The sequence below is a fragment of the Aquirufa sp. genome (assembly GCF_044239315.1).
Lineage (GTDB): Bacteria > Bacteroidota > Bacteroidia > Cytophagales > Spirosomataceae > Aquirufa.
Genome location: NZ_JBIIBQ010000012.1, coordinates 31,642 through 45,397, shown reverse-complemented (window position 1 = coordinate 45,397; position 13,756 = coordinate 31,642). Strand labels below are relative to the sequence as shown.

The window sequence follows — 13,756 nt, the reverse complement described above, 5'->3', positions numbered from 1 at the left end:
AAATCCTAATCAAGAAATTGATTTATAAATGTTTCCTCAACCTAGCCACCGGAATACCCAATTGATCGCGGTATTTAGCCACCGTTCTGCGTTTCACGACGAAGCCGCGTTCGAGTAATATTTGCTCTAAATCCTCGTCGGAGTGAGGTTCAGCGCTCGGTTCTTGTTCGATGATCTCACGCAAAATATTCTTCACTTCCCGGGTAGAGAAATCCTCGCCTGATTCGTGAGTGATGCCTTCTGAGAAGAAGTATTTTAGGGGATAGATGCCAAAATCAGCCTGTACTGACTTCGCCGAAACCACACGAGAAACTGTGGAAATATCCATTTCGATCATTGCAGCGATTTCCTTCATCTTCATCGGCTTTAATACGGCCTCATCGCCCGTCAGGAAAAAGTCATATTGCTTCGCCACAATACTCTCCATGGTCTTCATCAATGTACCCTGGCGCTGCTGAATAGCAGAAATGAACCAGGAAGCGGAGTCTAATTTATGTTTGATAAAGGTTACTGCTTCTTTGATATCCTTTTGCTGTTTATCGCCTTTGTCGTAGGTCTGCAACATTTCTTGGAAAGCACGGGAAACGCGAAGTTCTGGGGCGTTTTTTCCGTTGATTTTGATTTCGATCTTTCCGTTTTGATTTGTAATGATGAAATCAGGCTGTAAATAAGGAGCAATGGGTGCGTCGTCTCCTCCACCTGGTTTGGGATTCAAATGGGTGATGACTTGCATCGCCTTTTTGAGCTCCTCCTCTGTGATGGATAGTTTGGAGAGTAAAACATTGAAGTGCTTTTTGGAAAACTCTTCAAAAAAATCATCCACTAAACGTATGGCCGTCAAATGAGCCGGTGCGTCTGACTCTTTGCGGTGCAGTTGTAAGGAAAGACACTCCTGTAAGGTACGAGCGGCAATACCAGCTGGGTCTAGCGATTGTACTTTGAATAAGACCTGCTCTACTTCATCGTAATCTGTCTCAAAGCCTTGGGTAAAGGCTAGGTCGTTCACGATGCTTTCGATATTTCGGCGCAAATAGCCGTCCTCTTCCAAGGAACCGATGATTTGTTGTGCTAAAACCTCCTCGCGCTCGGTTCGAACGACGTAACGGATTTGGTTTAATAGATATTCTTGGGTGCTGGATTCGGTTGCCAAAGGGCGTTCCCGCGTCTCCTCATTGGGATCATACGAATCCCCAGCCATCTTATAGCCAGCATAATCATCTTGCAGGTAATCCCCCACTTCCATCTCCTCGCGCTCCAAATCATCTAAGGTTTCTCGAGGTTCTTGCTCCTCATTATGATCTAAACCTTCCTCTAATGCTGGATTATCCTCTAATTCCTCCTCGATCCTAGCCGCTAATTCAGCCGTAGGAATCTGCAACAACTTGATATACTGTATCTGTTGCGGCGAGAGGTTCTGTTGTTGATTCTGTTTTAAGGATAATCCCTGCATTGTCTAAATAATCTACTCCAAAGATAAGCCGATTTTTAATTACAAATAAATAAAATAAATCGGTTTTTTATCCGTATTTTTGAGGGTTATTGCCTCTATTGAGGCCTTTTTATTTATATTGCCCGAGTCATTTATGCAAATCAAAGAAATACTACGTTTAACACCCACGCAGCAAAGCATCGTCGTGAAAGGTTGGGTTCGTACGAAAAGAGTTTCCTCTTCTGTCGCGTTTATTGCGATCAATGATGGATCGACCATCCATAATATTCAAGCGGTGGTATCCGAGGGAACTGTTTCAGAAGAAACGTTGAAATTAGTGACTACTGGATCTTGTATCGCCGTTACGGGAAAATTAATTGCATCTCAAGGACAAGGTCAAAACGTAGAAGTGGAAGTCGTTTCCATCGAGGTTTACGGAACAGCTGATCCAGAAAAATACCCTTTACAGCCTAAGAAGCACTCTTTAGAGTTCTTACGTGAGATTGCGCATTTACGCCCACGTACGAATACGTTCTCTGCGATTTTACGTATTCGCCACGCGTTGGCTTATGCGATTCATACCTATTTCAACAACAACGGTTTCTTCTATTTGCACACGCCTATCATCACGGGATCAGATGCGGAAGGAGCTGGAGAGATGTTCCGTGTGACGACTTTGGACCCAATTAATCCTCCGTTAACGGAAGAAGGTAAGGTCGATTACAAAGAAGATTTCTTTGGAAAAGAGACTAATTTAACGGTTTCTGGCCAGTTAGAAGGCGAATTAGGGGCTATGGCTTTGTCCAAAGTCTATACCTTCGGCCCTACTTTCCGTGCAGAAAATTCGAACACCACTCGCCACTTAGCTGAGTTCTGGATGATCGAGCCAGAGGTAGCCTTCAATGAATTAGTAGACAACATGGATTTAGCGGAAGACTTCACTAAATTCTGTATCAAATACGCTTTAGATAATTGTGCAGACGATATTGCTTTCTTAGAAAAGCGCCTTATCGAAGAGGAAAAGAACAAAAAGAAAGAAGAGCAATCGGAATTAAGTCTGTCAGAGAAATTACGTTTCGTGACAGAAAACGAATTCGAACGCTTAACTTATACCGAAGCCATCGACATTTTATTGAATTCGAAGGCACATAAAAATGGCAAATTCGTTTATCCAGTAGAATGGGGAATCGATCTTCAGTCAGAACACGAGCGCTATTTAGTGGAGAAACACTTCAAAAAACCGGTTATCTTAACGAACTATCCGAAAGACATCAAAGCCTTCTACATGAAGTTAGATGAGGACGGAAAGACGGTTCGCGCGATGGACGTTTTATTCCCGGGTATTGGTGAAATCATCGGTGGATCTCAAAGAGAGGACGATTACGCGAAGCTATTGCAACGAACGAAAGAGGTGGGAATTGAGGAAGAATCTATTTGGTGGTACTTAGAAACGCGTCAATTCGGTTCTGCGCCGCATGCTGGTTTTGGACTTGGATTTGAGCGTTTAGTGTTATTTGTGACCGGAATGAGCAATATACGTGACGTGATTCCTTTCCCTCGTACTCCTAAAACAGCTGAATTTTAAGATGTTTGGTTTAAAGCACGCATTGAATGGACTAGTGGAACTCATCAAGAATGAGCGCAATGCGCGTTTTCATTTGGTGAGCACAGCGGTCGTGATTTATGTGGGCTGGAAGGTGGGTTTTGAGGCGTCAGAATGGCTTTGGATTTCCTTAGCAGTGGCAGGGGTTTGGGTGGCAGAATTGTTAAATTCTTCTTTAGAGAGAATTACGGACATGGTTTCACCGCAGCAAAGTGAGTTAGCGAAGAAGGCTAAAGATTATGCCGCAGGAGCCGTTTTAGTGATGGCGATATGGGCAATTATCGTCTTTTTGCTTGTCGCAGTTCCGCGCATTTTATTGAATTTAATGCTTTAAAAGCAACCAAATATGAAAGAATACGGATCGAGTGTTCAAAAATTAGTGAATTACATTTTGACCATTGCGGATGAAGAGCAAAGGACAAAATACGCTTATTTGATGGTCGAGGTGATGAAACAAATTCACCCGAATATGAAAGACAATAGCCAAGACTATTCGAAGAAGCTTTGGGATGATTTATACATCATGTCTAATTTTGAATTGAATGTGCAGGGCCCTTTCCCTTCCCCATCACCAGAATCATTGGGAAAAGCGCCACGTAAAGTCGCTTACAATCAGCATAATTTGAAATTTAAACATTACGGCCGTAATGTAGAACTATTAATTCTACGAGCGATTGCAGAGGAAAAGGTAGAAGACAAAAAGATTTTAGTGGCTTATATTGCCCGCTTAATGAAAGGTTTTTACGTCACCTGGAATAAGGAATCGGTGGACGATGCGGTGATTTGGCAAAACATCAAAGAGATGTCTGAAAACTTATTAGGCACTATTGTAGACGAGCTTTCACAAGAAGGTTTAGGTCATGCAAAAGTGGCAAATAACGCCAGAAACGCCTATAACGCACCAGAATATCCGAATAGCAACAACAATAACCGGAACAATAATTACCGGAAGAACAACTTTAGAAGCAACAATAACAACAACCGAAATAACAATTTCCGTAAAAATAAGTAATCATTTATGGCATCATTTAAAGTAACCGGTGGCCGCCGATTAAAAGGAGAAATTACTCCTCAAGGAGCAAAGAACGAAGCATTACAAATTTTGTGTGCCGTGGTTTTAACAGCAGAGCCTGTGACCATTCACAACATCCCGAACATTCGCGACGTAAATCAACTAATTGATTTATTAGGCGATATGGGCGTAAGCATGCGTCGTTTATCCGAGTCAAGCATTGAATTCGATGCCTCTCAAGTTAATATTGATTACTTAGATTCAGATACGTATAAGAAAAAAGCAGCTGCCCTTCGTGGTTCAGTAATGCTTTTAGGACCTACTTTGGCACGTTTCAAAAAAGGTCGTATTCCTTCGCCAGGTGGAGATAAAATTGGTCGCAGAAGATTGGATACCCACTTCTTTGGTTTCATGAAGCTTGGTGCGAAGTTCAACTATAGCCCGGAGGATGGCGGAATCTACGAAGTAGATGCTTCTGAATTACAAGGGGCTTACATGCTTTTAGATGAGGCATCGGTAACTGGTACAGCAAATATTTTAATGGCTGCGGTTTTAGCCAAAGGCAAAACAACGATCTACAATGCCGCTTGTGAGCCTTATTTACAGCAATTAAGCAAGATGTTAAACCGTATGGGAGCAAAAATCTCCGGTATCGGTTCTAACATGTTGATCATCGAAGGTGTTGACGTTTTACACGGAACGGAGCACACGATGCTTCCGGATATGATCGAGATCGGTTCATTCATCGGTTTAGCGGTGATGACTCAGTCGGAGATTACGATTAAGAACTGCCAAATTCCTGAACTGGGCATCATTCCAGAGGTATTCAAGAAATTAGGTATCAAAATGGAATTCCGTGGAGACGATATTTTCATCCCTTCTCAAGAGCATTACGAATTAGAAAACTTCATCGATGGATCGATGTTAACGATTTCTGACCACCCGTGGCCAGGTTTTACACCGGATTTATTATCGATCATTTTAGTAACAGCGATTCAGGCCAAAGGAACGGTCTTAATCCACCAAAAAATGTTCGAATCACGCCTATTCTTCGTCGATCGTTTGATCGAAATGGGTGCTCAAATCATCCTTTGCGATCCACACCGTGCAACAGTAGTTGGTTTCGATCGCAAGCAAACATTAAAAGGAATCCGTATGTCATCTCCTGATATACGTGCGGGTGTTTCCCTTTTAATCGCTGCAATGTCTGCGAATGGAACTTCGATCATCGATAACATCGAACAAATCGACCGTGGTTACCAAAACATTGATACGCGTCTGAACGCCATCGGCGCAGAAATCGTGCGTATCTAATGTCCCTTCTTTCTAAAATAAAACAGACCGTCCAATTAGCCTTACCCATCGTGGTAGGGGAATTGGGCGTTATGTTAATGGGTCTAGCCGACACGATTCAAGTAGGCCAAATGTCCACCGGTGCCGCCGAAAGCCTGGGGGCTGCTGGAATGGCGCAGTCCATATTCTTCACCATCGCGATTATAGGCATCATCTGTATACAAATTGTATCTCCGATGATTTCTAAAGCCGTCGCTGAAGGAGATAAATCCGAATGCGGTAATCTATTGCGAGCTAACCTGCGAGTAGCCACCTTTTTAGGCTTAATCACCATCCTAATAACCTATATCGTTAGTTTGAACTACGATTTGTTCGGGCAAACAGCGGCCAACAAAGCGTTGACCCTACCCTTCTTAAGTTTAATATCTATTTCGGTTTTACCCATATTCTGGTTCATTGCCTTGAAAAGCTTCATGGATGGGCTCCAACGGACAACGGTAGGAATGACAATTACCATTATAGCCTTGGCTTTAAATGTATTCGGCAACCATCTATTGATCAATGGTTTATGGGGATTACCTGCCTTAGGTTTATTCGGATCAGGCATTTCCACCTTACTGTCCCGTATATTCATGGCGGGGACATTAGCCATTTATGTGTTTACAAGGGAAGAGTTTAAACCGTATCTGCGTAAAGGCCATGTGCATGAGGTGAAGAATGTATTAGAAAAAAATATTCTTCGCATCGGAATTCCTTCTGGAATGCAAGGCTTCTTTGAAATCGCCACTTTTGGGATGGCCGTTGTCATGATGGGTTGGATTTCTGTTACCGCGCAAGCAGCGCATATCGTCGCCATTAATATGGCTTCCATAACGTACATGATGGCAACTGGAATCGCAGTCGCAGGTGGAATTAATGTAGGAACTGCCATCGGTGAACGAAATCGTTCCGGGATTATTCAATCCGGAAAGGCTGCACTTGTGCTCTCCATTTTATTTATGGGAGCATGTGCTTTGGTCTTTTTCTTCGGTCGTGAATACCTAGTTCGTGGTTATACACAAGAGATACCTGTCATTACCATTGCAGTCACCCTGGTGGTTTGGGGGGCAATTTTTCAATTATTTGATGGCATACAGGCCGTATCACTCGGATTATTACGCGGATTACAAGATTATAAAATCCCTACGGCAATCACCGTGATCTCTTATTGGGCTGTCGGAATTCCACTTTGTTACTATATCGGTATTTACCAAAAAGTAGGTGCCGTAGGCATTTGGGTGGGCTTAACGGCTAGTTTAGTTTGTTCATCGGCATTGCTTTCGTGGCGGTTTTATGTACGGGCGACTAAAGTGAATTTTGAGGAGTTGGAAGTGGAGTAAAAGCACAAAGAATAAAGCATAAAGTATAAAGTATGCAAAAAGGGCTCGAAATTCGAGCCCTTTTTTAGTATTGTGAAATGTTAAATTACATTCCATAAATTCATCGCCTAAGGCGATTCAAACTTTATTCTTTGTGCTTTATGCTCTATTCTTTATATTAAGAATGCAACGATCTCTTCGCCGTAGCCGCCAAGCAAGCCTCTTTCATTGCCTCCGTATACGTCGGGTGAGCGTGAGACATGCGAGCTACATCTTCAGCGGAAGCACGGAATTCCATAGCAACGACTGCTTCTGCGATCATATCTGCCGCACGAGCGCCGATGATGTGAACACCTAGAATTTCATCTGTGTTAGCATCGGCTAAAACTTTACATAATCCATCGACATCCATAGACGCTACTGCGCGACCTAAAGCTTTGAACGGGAATGAACCTTCTTTATAAGCAATACCTGCTGTCTTCAATTCTTGTTCAGTTTTACCTACAGAAGCCACTTCTGGCCAGGTGTAAACAACTCCTGGAATTAGATTATAGTTGATGTGAGGTTTTTGGCCTGCAATCACTTCTGCCACAAAAACGCCTTCCTCTTCTGCTTTATGCGCTAACATCGCTCCACGAACTACATCACCGATGGCATAGATTCCTGGAACGGATGTTTGCAAGGTATGCTCATCGACTGCTATGCGACCACGCTCATCAGCTGTCAAACCTGCCGCAGCAAGGTTCAATCCATCTGTGTACGGACGACGACCGATACAAACTAAGCAATAATCGCCTTTGATCTCCACTTCTTTTCCAGCCGAATCTTGGGCTTTCACGGTTACTTCTTTGCCTTTTACAGCTGCGGAAGTCACTTTGTGTGATAAGTAAAAGTCTGCGCCTAATTTAGCGATTGACTTTTGCAATTCTTTTCCCATCGCTTTGTCCATCGTCGGAATCATACTATCTGCGAATTCGACGAAAGAAACTTTGGAACCTAAACGAGCGTATACCGATCCTAACTCAGCGCCAATTACTCCGGCACCGATCACGATTAAATGCTTCGGAATTTCTTTCATTTTCAAGGCCTCTGTAGAAGTGATGATGCGATCCTTGTCTACTGGAATGAAAGGTAAAATTGTAGGCTTCGAACCTGTAGCGATGATGATATTCTTCGCTGATAAAACTTCAGAGCTACCGTCTTCTTTCGTCACTTTCACCGTTTTAGATGAGTCAAATGATCCCAAACCGTGGAAGGTCGTGATCTTATTCTTCTTCATCAAAAACGTGATTCCTCCGTTCATTTTCTCAACAACACCCGTCTTGCGAGCGATCATTTGAGTAAAATTGATTTTAGGTTTCGCGACGTCAATTCCATGCTCTGAAAAACTGTGCACAGCATTGTAATAATGCTCTGAAGAGTCTAAAAGGGCTTTGGAAGGAATACAACCTACGTTCAAACAGGTTCCACCCATCACGGCATATTTCTCCACAATGGCGGTTTTAAAACCTAACTGAGAGGCACGGATCGCCGAAACGTATCCACCAGGGCCTGAACCAATAACAACTACATCAAATTCTTGCATATAGGCGATTGAAAGCGAATAGGCCCGCTAAGGCCTATTCAATTAATTAAATGTCTAATAATAAACGAGCTGGATCCTCTAGTAACTGCTTTAAGCGAACTAAGAAGCTTACAGACTCACGACCATCGATAATGCGGTGATCGTAAGATAACGCAAGGTACATAATCGGACGAACTACAATTTGACCATCCACTACCACTGCGCGCTCTACAATATTGTGCATACCTAAAATTGCGACCTGAGGTGCGTTGATAATCGGAGTCGAAAGCATCGATCCAAATACCCCACCATTCGTGATCGTAAAGGTACCTCCGCTCATTTCTTCCAAGCTCAATTTGTTCTCGCGTGCCTTACCTGCTAAACGAACCACTTCTGATTCGATTCCGGCTAAGGATAAGTTCTCAGCAGAACGGATGACCGGAACTACTAATCCTTTAGGTGCAGAAACGGCGATCGAAATATCACAATAATCGTGGAAAACGATTTCGTCACCATCAATTTTTGCATTCACAGAAGGGAACTCTTTTAAAGCTACACATACGGCTTTTGTGAAGAAGGACATAAATCCTAAACCTACACCGTGTTTCTCCTTGAATTTATCTTTGTATTTACCGCGAAGATCCATCACAGGTTTCATGTCCACTTCGTTAAACGTCGTCAACATCGCTGTTTCATTCTTCACTGCCACTAAACGACGAGCCACTGTCTTACGCAATGAGCTCATTTTTTCGCGACGTGTTCCGCCTTGTGCTACAACTGGTGCAGCAGCCGCTGGAGCTGGAGCCGGTACTGAAACTGGCTGAACGGCTGAAACCGCATCCTCTTTCGTGATGCGACCTCCTACTCCTGAACCTGCTACCGAAGCAGCTGAAATTCCTTTTTCGTCTAATATTTTTGCTGCTGCTGGAGATGGGTGACCAGCTGCATATGATGCATCACCGGATGAAGCTGGAGCTGAAGCCACTGGAGCTGCAGACACTGGAGCAGGAGCAGCTGCAACCGCAGCACCTACCGTGATTCTTGCTAAAATTCCACCAATCGGAACTACCGTTCCAGATTCAGCTACGATTTCTAAAACACCCGCAGCTTCTGCTGGCAATTCGAAAGTCGCTTTATCTGATTCTAATTCGCAAAGAACTTCGTCTAAAGAAACGCTATCCCCTGTTTTTTTATTCCAAACAGAAACTGTCACTTCCGTGATCGACTCCCCTACGGCTGGAACTTTGATTTCTAACACCGAAACAGGACCAGAAGCAGCTGCAGGAGCTAGAGAGGCTGGCGCTGGAGCCGGAACAACTGCCGCTGCCGGAGCATCTGCCACTTTCACAGAAGCTGTTGCGCCACCTACCTCGATTGTACAGATAACTGCGCCAATCGGAAGCACATCGCCTTCTTTGGCCACAATGTGCAACACACCTTCCGCCTCTGCAGGCAATTCAAAGGTCGCTTTGTCCGATTCTAATTCGCACAAAACCTCGTCTAATTTCACGTGATCGCCTTCCTTCTTGTTCCAAGTGGCAACGGTCACTTCTGTAATCGACTCGCCCACAGCGGGCACTTTCATTTCTATAGCCATAATAATTCTATTATTCGAATGCTTTGTTAATTAGGTTTGCTTGCTCTACAACGTGTACTTTCAAGAATCCAGTCGCAGGAGAAGCGGATTTTTTACGCGCTACTAAACCTTTGAATTTAGACCAGCCAAATTCACGGATCACATACGACCAGTAGCCCATATTTTCTGGCTCTTCTTGTACAAAATAAACATCAGCACCTTTGTATTTCGCTAATTCTGCGTCTACTTGCTTTGTTGGGAATGGGTGTAATTGCTCGATACGAACAATCGCCACATCCTTTCGCTTATCTTTTTCTTGACGATCTAATAAATCGAAATATACTTTACCAGAGCAAAGTAATACCTTCTTCACTTTAGATTTATCAGCAAAGCTATCTCCAATTACCTCTTGGAATTTACCTTTCGTAAACTCTTCGATAGGCGAAACTACTTTCGGGTGACGGAAGATCGACTTAGGCGACATCACCACCAAAGGCTTGCGGAAATCCCAAGTCAATTGACGACGTAAAGCGTGGAAAATATTCGCAGGCGTTGTTAAATTCGCCACTACCATATTGTTTTCAGCTGATAACTGCAAAAAACGCTCTGGACGAGCATTAGAGTGTTCTGGACCTTGGCCCTCATAACCATGAGGCAATAACATCACTAAACCATTTTGGGTACCCCACTTCGATTCGTGTGAAGAAACGAATTGGTCGATCATGGTTTGAGCGCCATTTGCGAAGTCACCAAACTGTGCTTCCCAGATAACCAAAGCATCTGGATTAGCTAAACCATAACCAAACTCAAAACCTAATACACCGTACTCGGAAAGTAAGGAATTATAGATCTGCGCTTTCTCTTGACCCTCTTTAATGTGGTTCAAAGAATTATAGTTCTCATTGGTATTCGCATCGTGTAATACGACGTGACGGTGAGAGAACGTACCGCGCTGCACATCTTGACCAGATAAACGAACGGGCTTGCCCTCTAAAAGAAGAGAACCATATGCCAGTAATTCAGCCGTTGCCCAGTTTAACTGACCTTTTTCGAAATATCCTTTACGGTCAGCGATTACTTTTTCGATTTGCTTCAGCGCTGTAAATCCTTCAGGCAAGGATGTCAAAGCTTTTGCTACTTGATCAATCACCTCTTTCGAAATTCCTGTCTTAGGGGACGAGTCGAAATCTGTTTCATTCGAGAAACGAAGTGCTGACCAGCGGTTATCTAATTTCAATGGAACATACGGTGGGCTAACTTTTTGCTTCACCATATCTAAACGAGCCTGTAATTCTGCTTTGAAAGCTGAATCCATTTCTTCAGCTAATTTCGCCTCGATCTCGCCGTTCTTAATTAATTGTTGCGTATAAACCTCGCGTGGGTTAGGATGATTCGTAATGTTAGCATACAAAGTAGGCTGCGTAAAACGAGGCTCATCTGATTCGTTGTGACCATTACGACGATAACAAACCATATCCACAAATACATCGCGGTTAAATTCTTGACGGTATTCCGCGGCCATGCGTGACACAAAAACAACCGCTTCAGGATCATCTCCGTTCACGTGGAATACAGGTGAATCAATAATCTTAGCTACATCAGTACAATAAATTGCCGAACGTGCATCTTCAAAATCGGTGGTAAAACCTACTTGATTATTGATCACAAAGTGAATGGTTCCACCTGTGCTATAACCTGATAATTTCGCCATCTGAGTCACCTCGTACACGATACCTTGACCAGCTACCGCCGCGTCCCCGTGAATTAAAATCGGTAATACTTTATCGTAATCTCCCGCATAATGTGCATCTGCACTCGCACGACAGAAACCCTCAACTAAGGGGTTAACTGCCTCTAAGTGAGATGGATTAGGAGCTAATTTCAAGGAAATTTCACTTCCTTTTGGAGAAATATGCTTACTAGAATACCCTAAGTGGTATTTTACATCACCATCACCGTGAATTTCATTAGGTACATTTCCTTCGAAACCATCAAAGATTGCCTCGTAGGATTTGTGCATGATGTTTGCCAAAACGTTCAAACGACCTCTGTGCGCCATTCCAATCATCGCTTCTTTCACACCTGCATCCGCGGCCACGTTGATAATGGCATCTAAACCTGCGATGGTTGATTCACCACCTTCAAGTCCGAAACGCTTTTGGCCTAAATATTTTGTTCCTAAGAAATTCTCAAAAACAACTGCTTCATTCATCTTCTGAAGGATGTGTTTTTTATCTTCAAAAGTAGGCTTAAAAGAAAGTGCTTCCTTTTCTATCTTGTTACGCAACCATTCTTTTTGTTCAACATCACGAATGTACGAATATTCGAAACCCACTGACCCAGCATAGATTTTATGTAAAGCAGCTTGAATCGTACGCAGGGTGGCAGCGCCTAAACCCATAAAGGAACCTGCTTGGAAAACCGTATCTAAATCCGCCTCCGACAAAGAATAATCCGCCAAATCTAAACGTGGCTTGCGATCCTTGCGCTCCCGCACGGGGTTTGTTTTAGATAACAAATGTCCTCTAGATCGAAAGGCTTTAATCAAAGAGATAACAGCCATTTCCTTTTGAACATGGCTTGAATCAGCTGAAACAGCACCCGCAGGAGCTCCCTCGCCTAACCAAGTTTGAGAAAAGTCGAAACCCTTAAAGAAATCTCTCCAAGAACTATCTACTGAATTGGGATCTTGTTTGTACGCCTCATACAAGTCAGCTATGACTTGTGTGTCGGCATTGGCTACGTAGGAAAATGGATCCATAAGTTAATTTTCTAGGCTTTAGGCCAAAGAAATGTTTCAATGTTTTGGTTTAGTATTAATTCTAACATCCTATAAACGCTAAAATCTACGCAATTTACTATTTGATCGGCAAAATAACCCTAATTTCTCCCGGGTTTTTTACCTACAAGAGCACAAATTTCTGAGGATTTGTAACTAGTAGAAAAGAGTCATTAAAATTCTTTAATAATTTCAATTTTTTCTCCTAAAATCACCAATAATTACCGTACTCTTTTAAGGTCGAAATTGACCTAATTTACCTAGTCCAAAATCCAGGTTATAACTAATGAAAATTTGATGAAAACCAGATGCTTCACTAGTCGTTGTCGAACCCAGTGTTGAAACATTTTTTCCCAGAAAATCATAGGAATAGCCAACCCTAAAATTAATTCCTAAAGGCACCTCAACTGTTCCTAACAAAGCTGGATCCCCAAACTCAGAACCGGTCTGTTGATACCACACCCCTACTCCAACTTTTTCTTGGTACCAAAAAACAGCATTCAAATCAAATTTAGTTTCTTGATCCTTTCGAATGACAGTGCCTAATTTTAATGTATGCAAATTCGCAACTGGAAAATAATAGGATGCTTGAACGAATAATGGAGCATCTCCTAGACCATCAAACCGATTTGATGGCTTCGAAACACCAAGAGTCAACGCCTCTTTTCGATAGGAAACGCCTACTCCCACACTAGCAAGCATTTCACTTGTACCTGATCTCCCTAAAATGGGGTATTGATTAATTCCAGCATTTGCCCCTACACTAAATTGATGTCCCCTACCCCAATTCCAATGCCTTGAAAAGACAGCTGCTAAACCTAAATTAGATGAAATCAGACCAGAGGAAGTTGCAAAGGATTGATCCGTATTGAATCCCAAAAATCCAAGACCCCAGTCACCTTTATTTAAGGGCATATCAATGCTCATAAATTGCTGCGATGAAGTAGCTCCACCTATCACTTGAAATAGGGGCTTAATGCGAAAAACACCTTTGGCTGAAAAAAATTTCGTAGCTCCGGCTTCTGCAGGATTAATAGTTAAAGGTAGAAATGGATAGGTCATCCGTAAAGATTCCTGCTGAGCATTGACTGCAAATGAAAGAAATAAAAGAAAAGCAATTTTTTTCATAGAAACTGACAATG

10 protein-coding genes are annotated in these 13,756 nt (G+C 42.8%); 5 read left to right on the top strand and 5 right to left on the bottom strand.

The window, feature by feature from the left end; translation table 11 throughout:
* Positions 1-22 precede the first annotated feature (22 nt).
* Positions 23-1,450, bottom strand: coding sequence for an RNA polymerase factor sigma-54 (gene rpoN, locus ACILP5_RS06120; RefSeq protein ID WP_395617772.1), 1,428 nt, complete (start codon positions 1,448-1,450; stop codon positions 23-25).
* A 133-nt stretch (positions 1,451-1,583) separates the two neighbouring features.
* On the opposite strand from rpoN, the gene asnS reads away from it, so the two are divergent.
* The 5 genes from asnS to ACILP5_RS06095 are packed head-to-tail and all read left to right on the top strand — an operon-like array spanning position 1,584 to position 6,716.
* Positions 1,584-3,014 (top strand): asparagine--tRNA ligase, encoded by a 1,431-nt coding sequence (asnS, locus tag ACILP5_RS06115; RefSeq protein WP_395617771.1) that lies wholly within the window; start codon positions 1,584-1,586, stop codon positions 3,012-3,014.
* Position 3,015: 1 nt separating this feature from the next.
* Positions 3,016-3,366, top strand: coding sequence for a diacylglycerol kinase family protein (locus tag ACILP5_RS06110; protein ID WP_395617770.1), 351 nt, complete (start codon positions 3,016-3,018; stop codon positions 3,364-3,366).
* A 12-nt stretch (positions 3,367-3,378) separates the two neighbouring features.
* A complete protein-coding gene (locus ACILP5_RS06105; protein ID WP_395617769.1) occupies positions 3,379-4,044 on the top strand; it encodes a DUF4290 domain-containing protein in 666 nt (221 codons plus the stop codon).
* Positions 4,045-4,050: 6 nt separating this feature from the next.
* On the top strand, positions 4,051-5,358 hold the full coding sequence (gene murA, locus ACILP5_RS06100; protein WP_395617768.1) for a UDP-N-acetylglucosamine 1-carboxyvinyltransferase: 1,308 nt from the start codon (positions 4,051-4,053) through the stop codon (positions 5,356-5,358).
* The gene (locus ACILP5_RS06095) at positions 5,358-6,716 is read left to right on the top strand and encodes an MATE family efflux transporter (protein WP_395617767.1); all 1,359 of its coding nucleotides are present in this window, start codon (positions 5,358-5,360) and stop codon (positions 6,714-6,716) included. The genes murA and ACILP5_RS06095 overlap by 1 nt, the downstream gene beginning before the upstream one ends.
* Positions 6,717-6,873: 157 nt before the next feature.
* On the opposite strand, the gene lpdA is transcribed toward ACILP5_RS06095, so the two are convergent.
* From lpdA to ACILP5_RS06075, 4 genes are all read right to left on the bottom strand, one after another.
* Entirely contained in the window at positions 6,874-8,280 is a 1,407-nt protein-coding gene (gene lpdA / locus ACILP5_RS06090; protein ID WP_395617766.1) for a dihydrolipoyl dehydrogenase, read from the bottom strand.
* Between the two features lie 46 nt (positions 8,281-8,326).
* The gene (gene odhB / locus ACILP5_RS06085) at positions 8,327-9,856 is read right to left on the bottom strand and encodes a 2-oxoglutarate dehydrogenase complex dihydrolipoyllysine-residue succinyltransferase (RefSeq protein ID WP_395617765.1); all 1,530 of its coding nucleotides are present in this window, start codon (positions 9,854-9,856) and stop codon (positions 8,327-8,329) included.
* Positions 9,857-9,866: 10 nt separating this feature from the next.
* A complete protein-coding gene (locus ACILP5_RS06080; protein ID WP_395617764.1) occupies positions 9,867-12,596 on the bottom strand; it encodes a 2-oxoglutarate dehydrogenase E1 component in 2,730 nt (909 codons plus the stop codon).
* A gap of 252 nt (positions 12,597-12,848) precedes the next feature.
* On the bottom strand, positions 12,849-13,742 hold the full coding sequence (locus ACILP5_RS06075) for a type IX secretion system membrane protein PorP/SprF (protein WP_395617763.1): 894 nt from the start codon (positions 13,740-13,742) through the stop codon (positions 12,849-12,851).
* Positions 13,743-13,756: the final 14 nt, after the last annotated feature.

Coding starts and splice junctions, on each gene's coding strand:
- asnS (WP_395617771.1), top strand. CDS start 1,584: ATGCAAATCAAAGAAATACTACGTTTAACACCCACGCAGCAAAGCATC.
- ACILP5_RS06095 (WP_395617767.1), top strand. CDS start 5,358: ATGTCCCTTCTTTCTAAAATAAAACAGACCGTCCAATTAGCCTTACCC.
- lpdA (WP_395617766.1), bottom strand. CDS start 8,280: ATGCAAGAATTTGATGTAGTTGTTATTGGTTCAGGCCCTGGTGGATAC.
- ACILP5_RS06105 (WP_395617769.1), top strand. CDS start 3,379: ATGAAAGAATACGGATCGAGTGTTCAAAAATTAGTGAATTACATTTTG.
- rpoN (WP_395617772.1), bottom strand. CDS start 1,450: ATGCAGGGATTATCCTTAAAACAGAATCAACAACAGAACCTCTCGCCG.
- murA (WP_395617768.1), top strand. CDS start 4,051: ATGGCATCATTTAAAGTAACCGGTGGCCGCCGATTAAAAGGAGAAATT.
- odhB (WP_395617765.1), bottom strand. CDS start 9,856: ATGGCTATAGAAATGAAAGTGCCCGCTGTGGGCGAGTCGATTACAGAA.
- ACILP5_RS06110 (WP_395617770.1), top strand. CDS start 3,016: ATGTTTGGTTTAAAGCACGCATTGAATGGACTAGTGGAACTCATCAAG.
- ACILP5_RS06080 (WP_395617764.1), bottom strand. CDS start 12,596: ATGGATCCATTTTCCTACGTAGCCAATGCCGACACACAAGTCATAGCT.
- ACILP5_RS06075 (WP_395617763.1), bottom strand. CDS start 13,742: ATGAAAAAAATTGCTTTTCTTTTATTTCTTTCATTTGCAGTCAATGCT.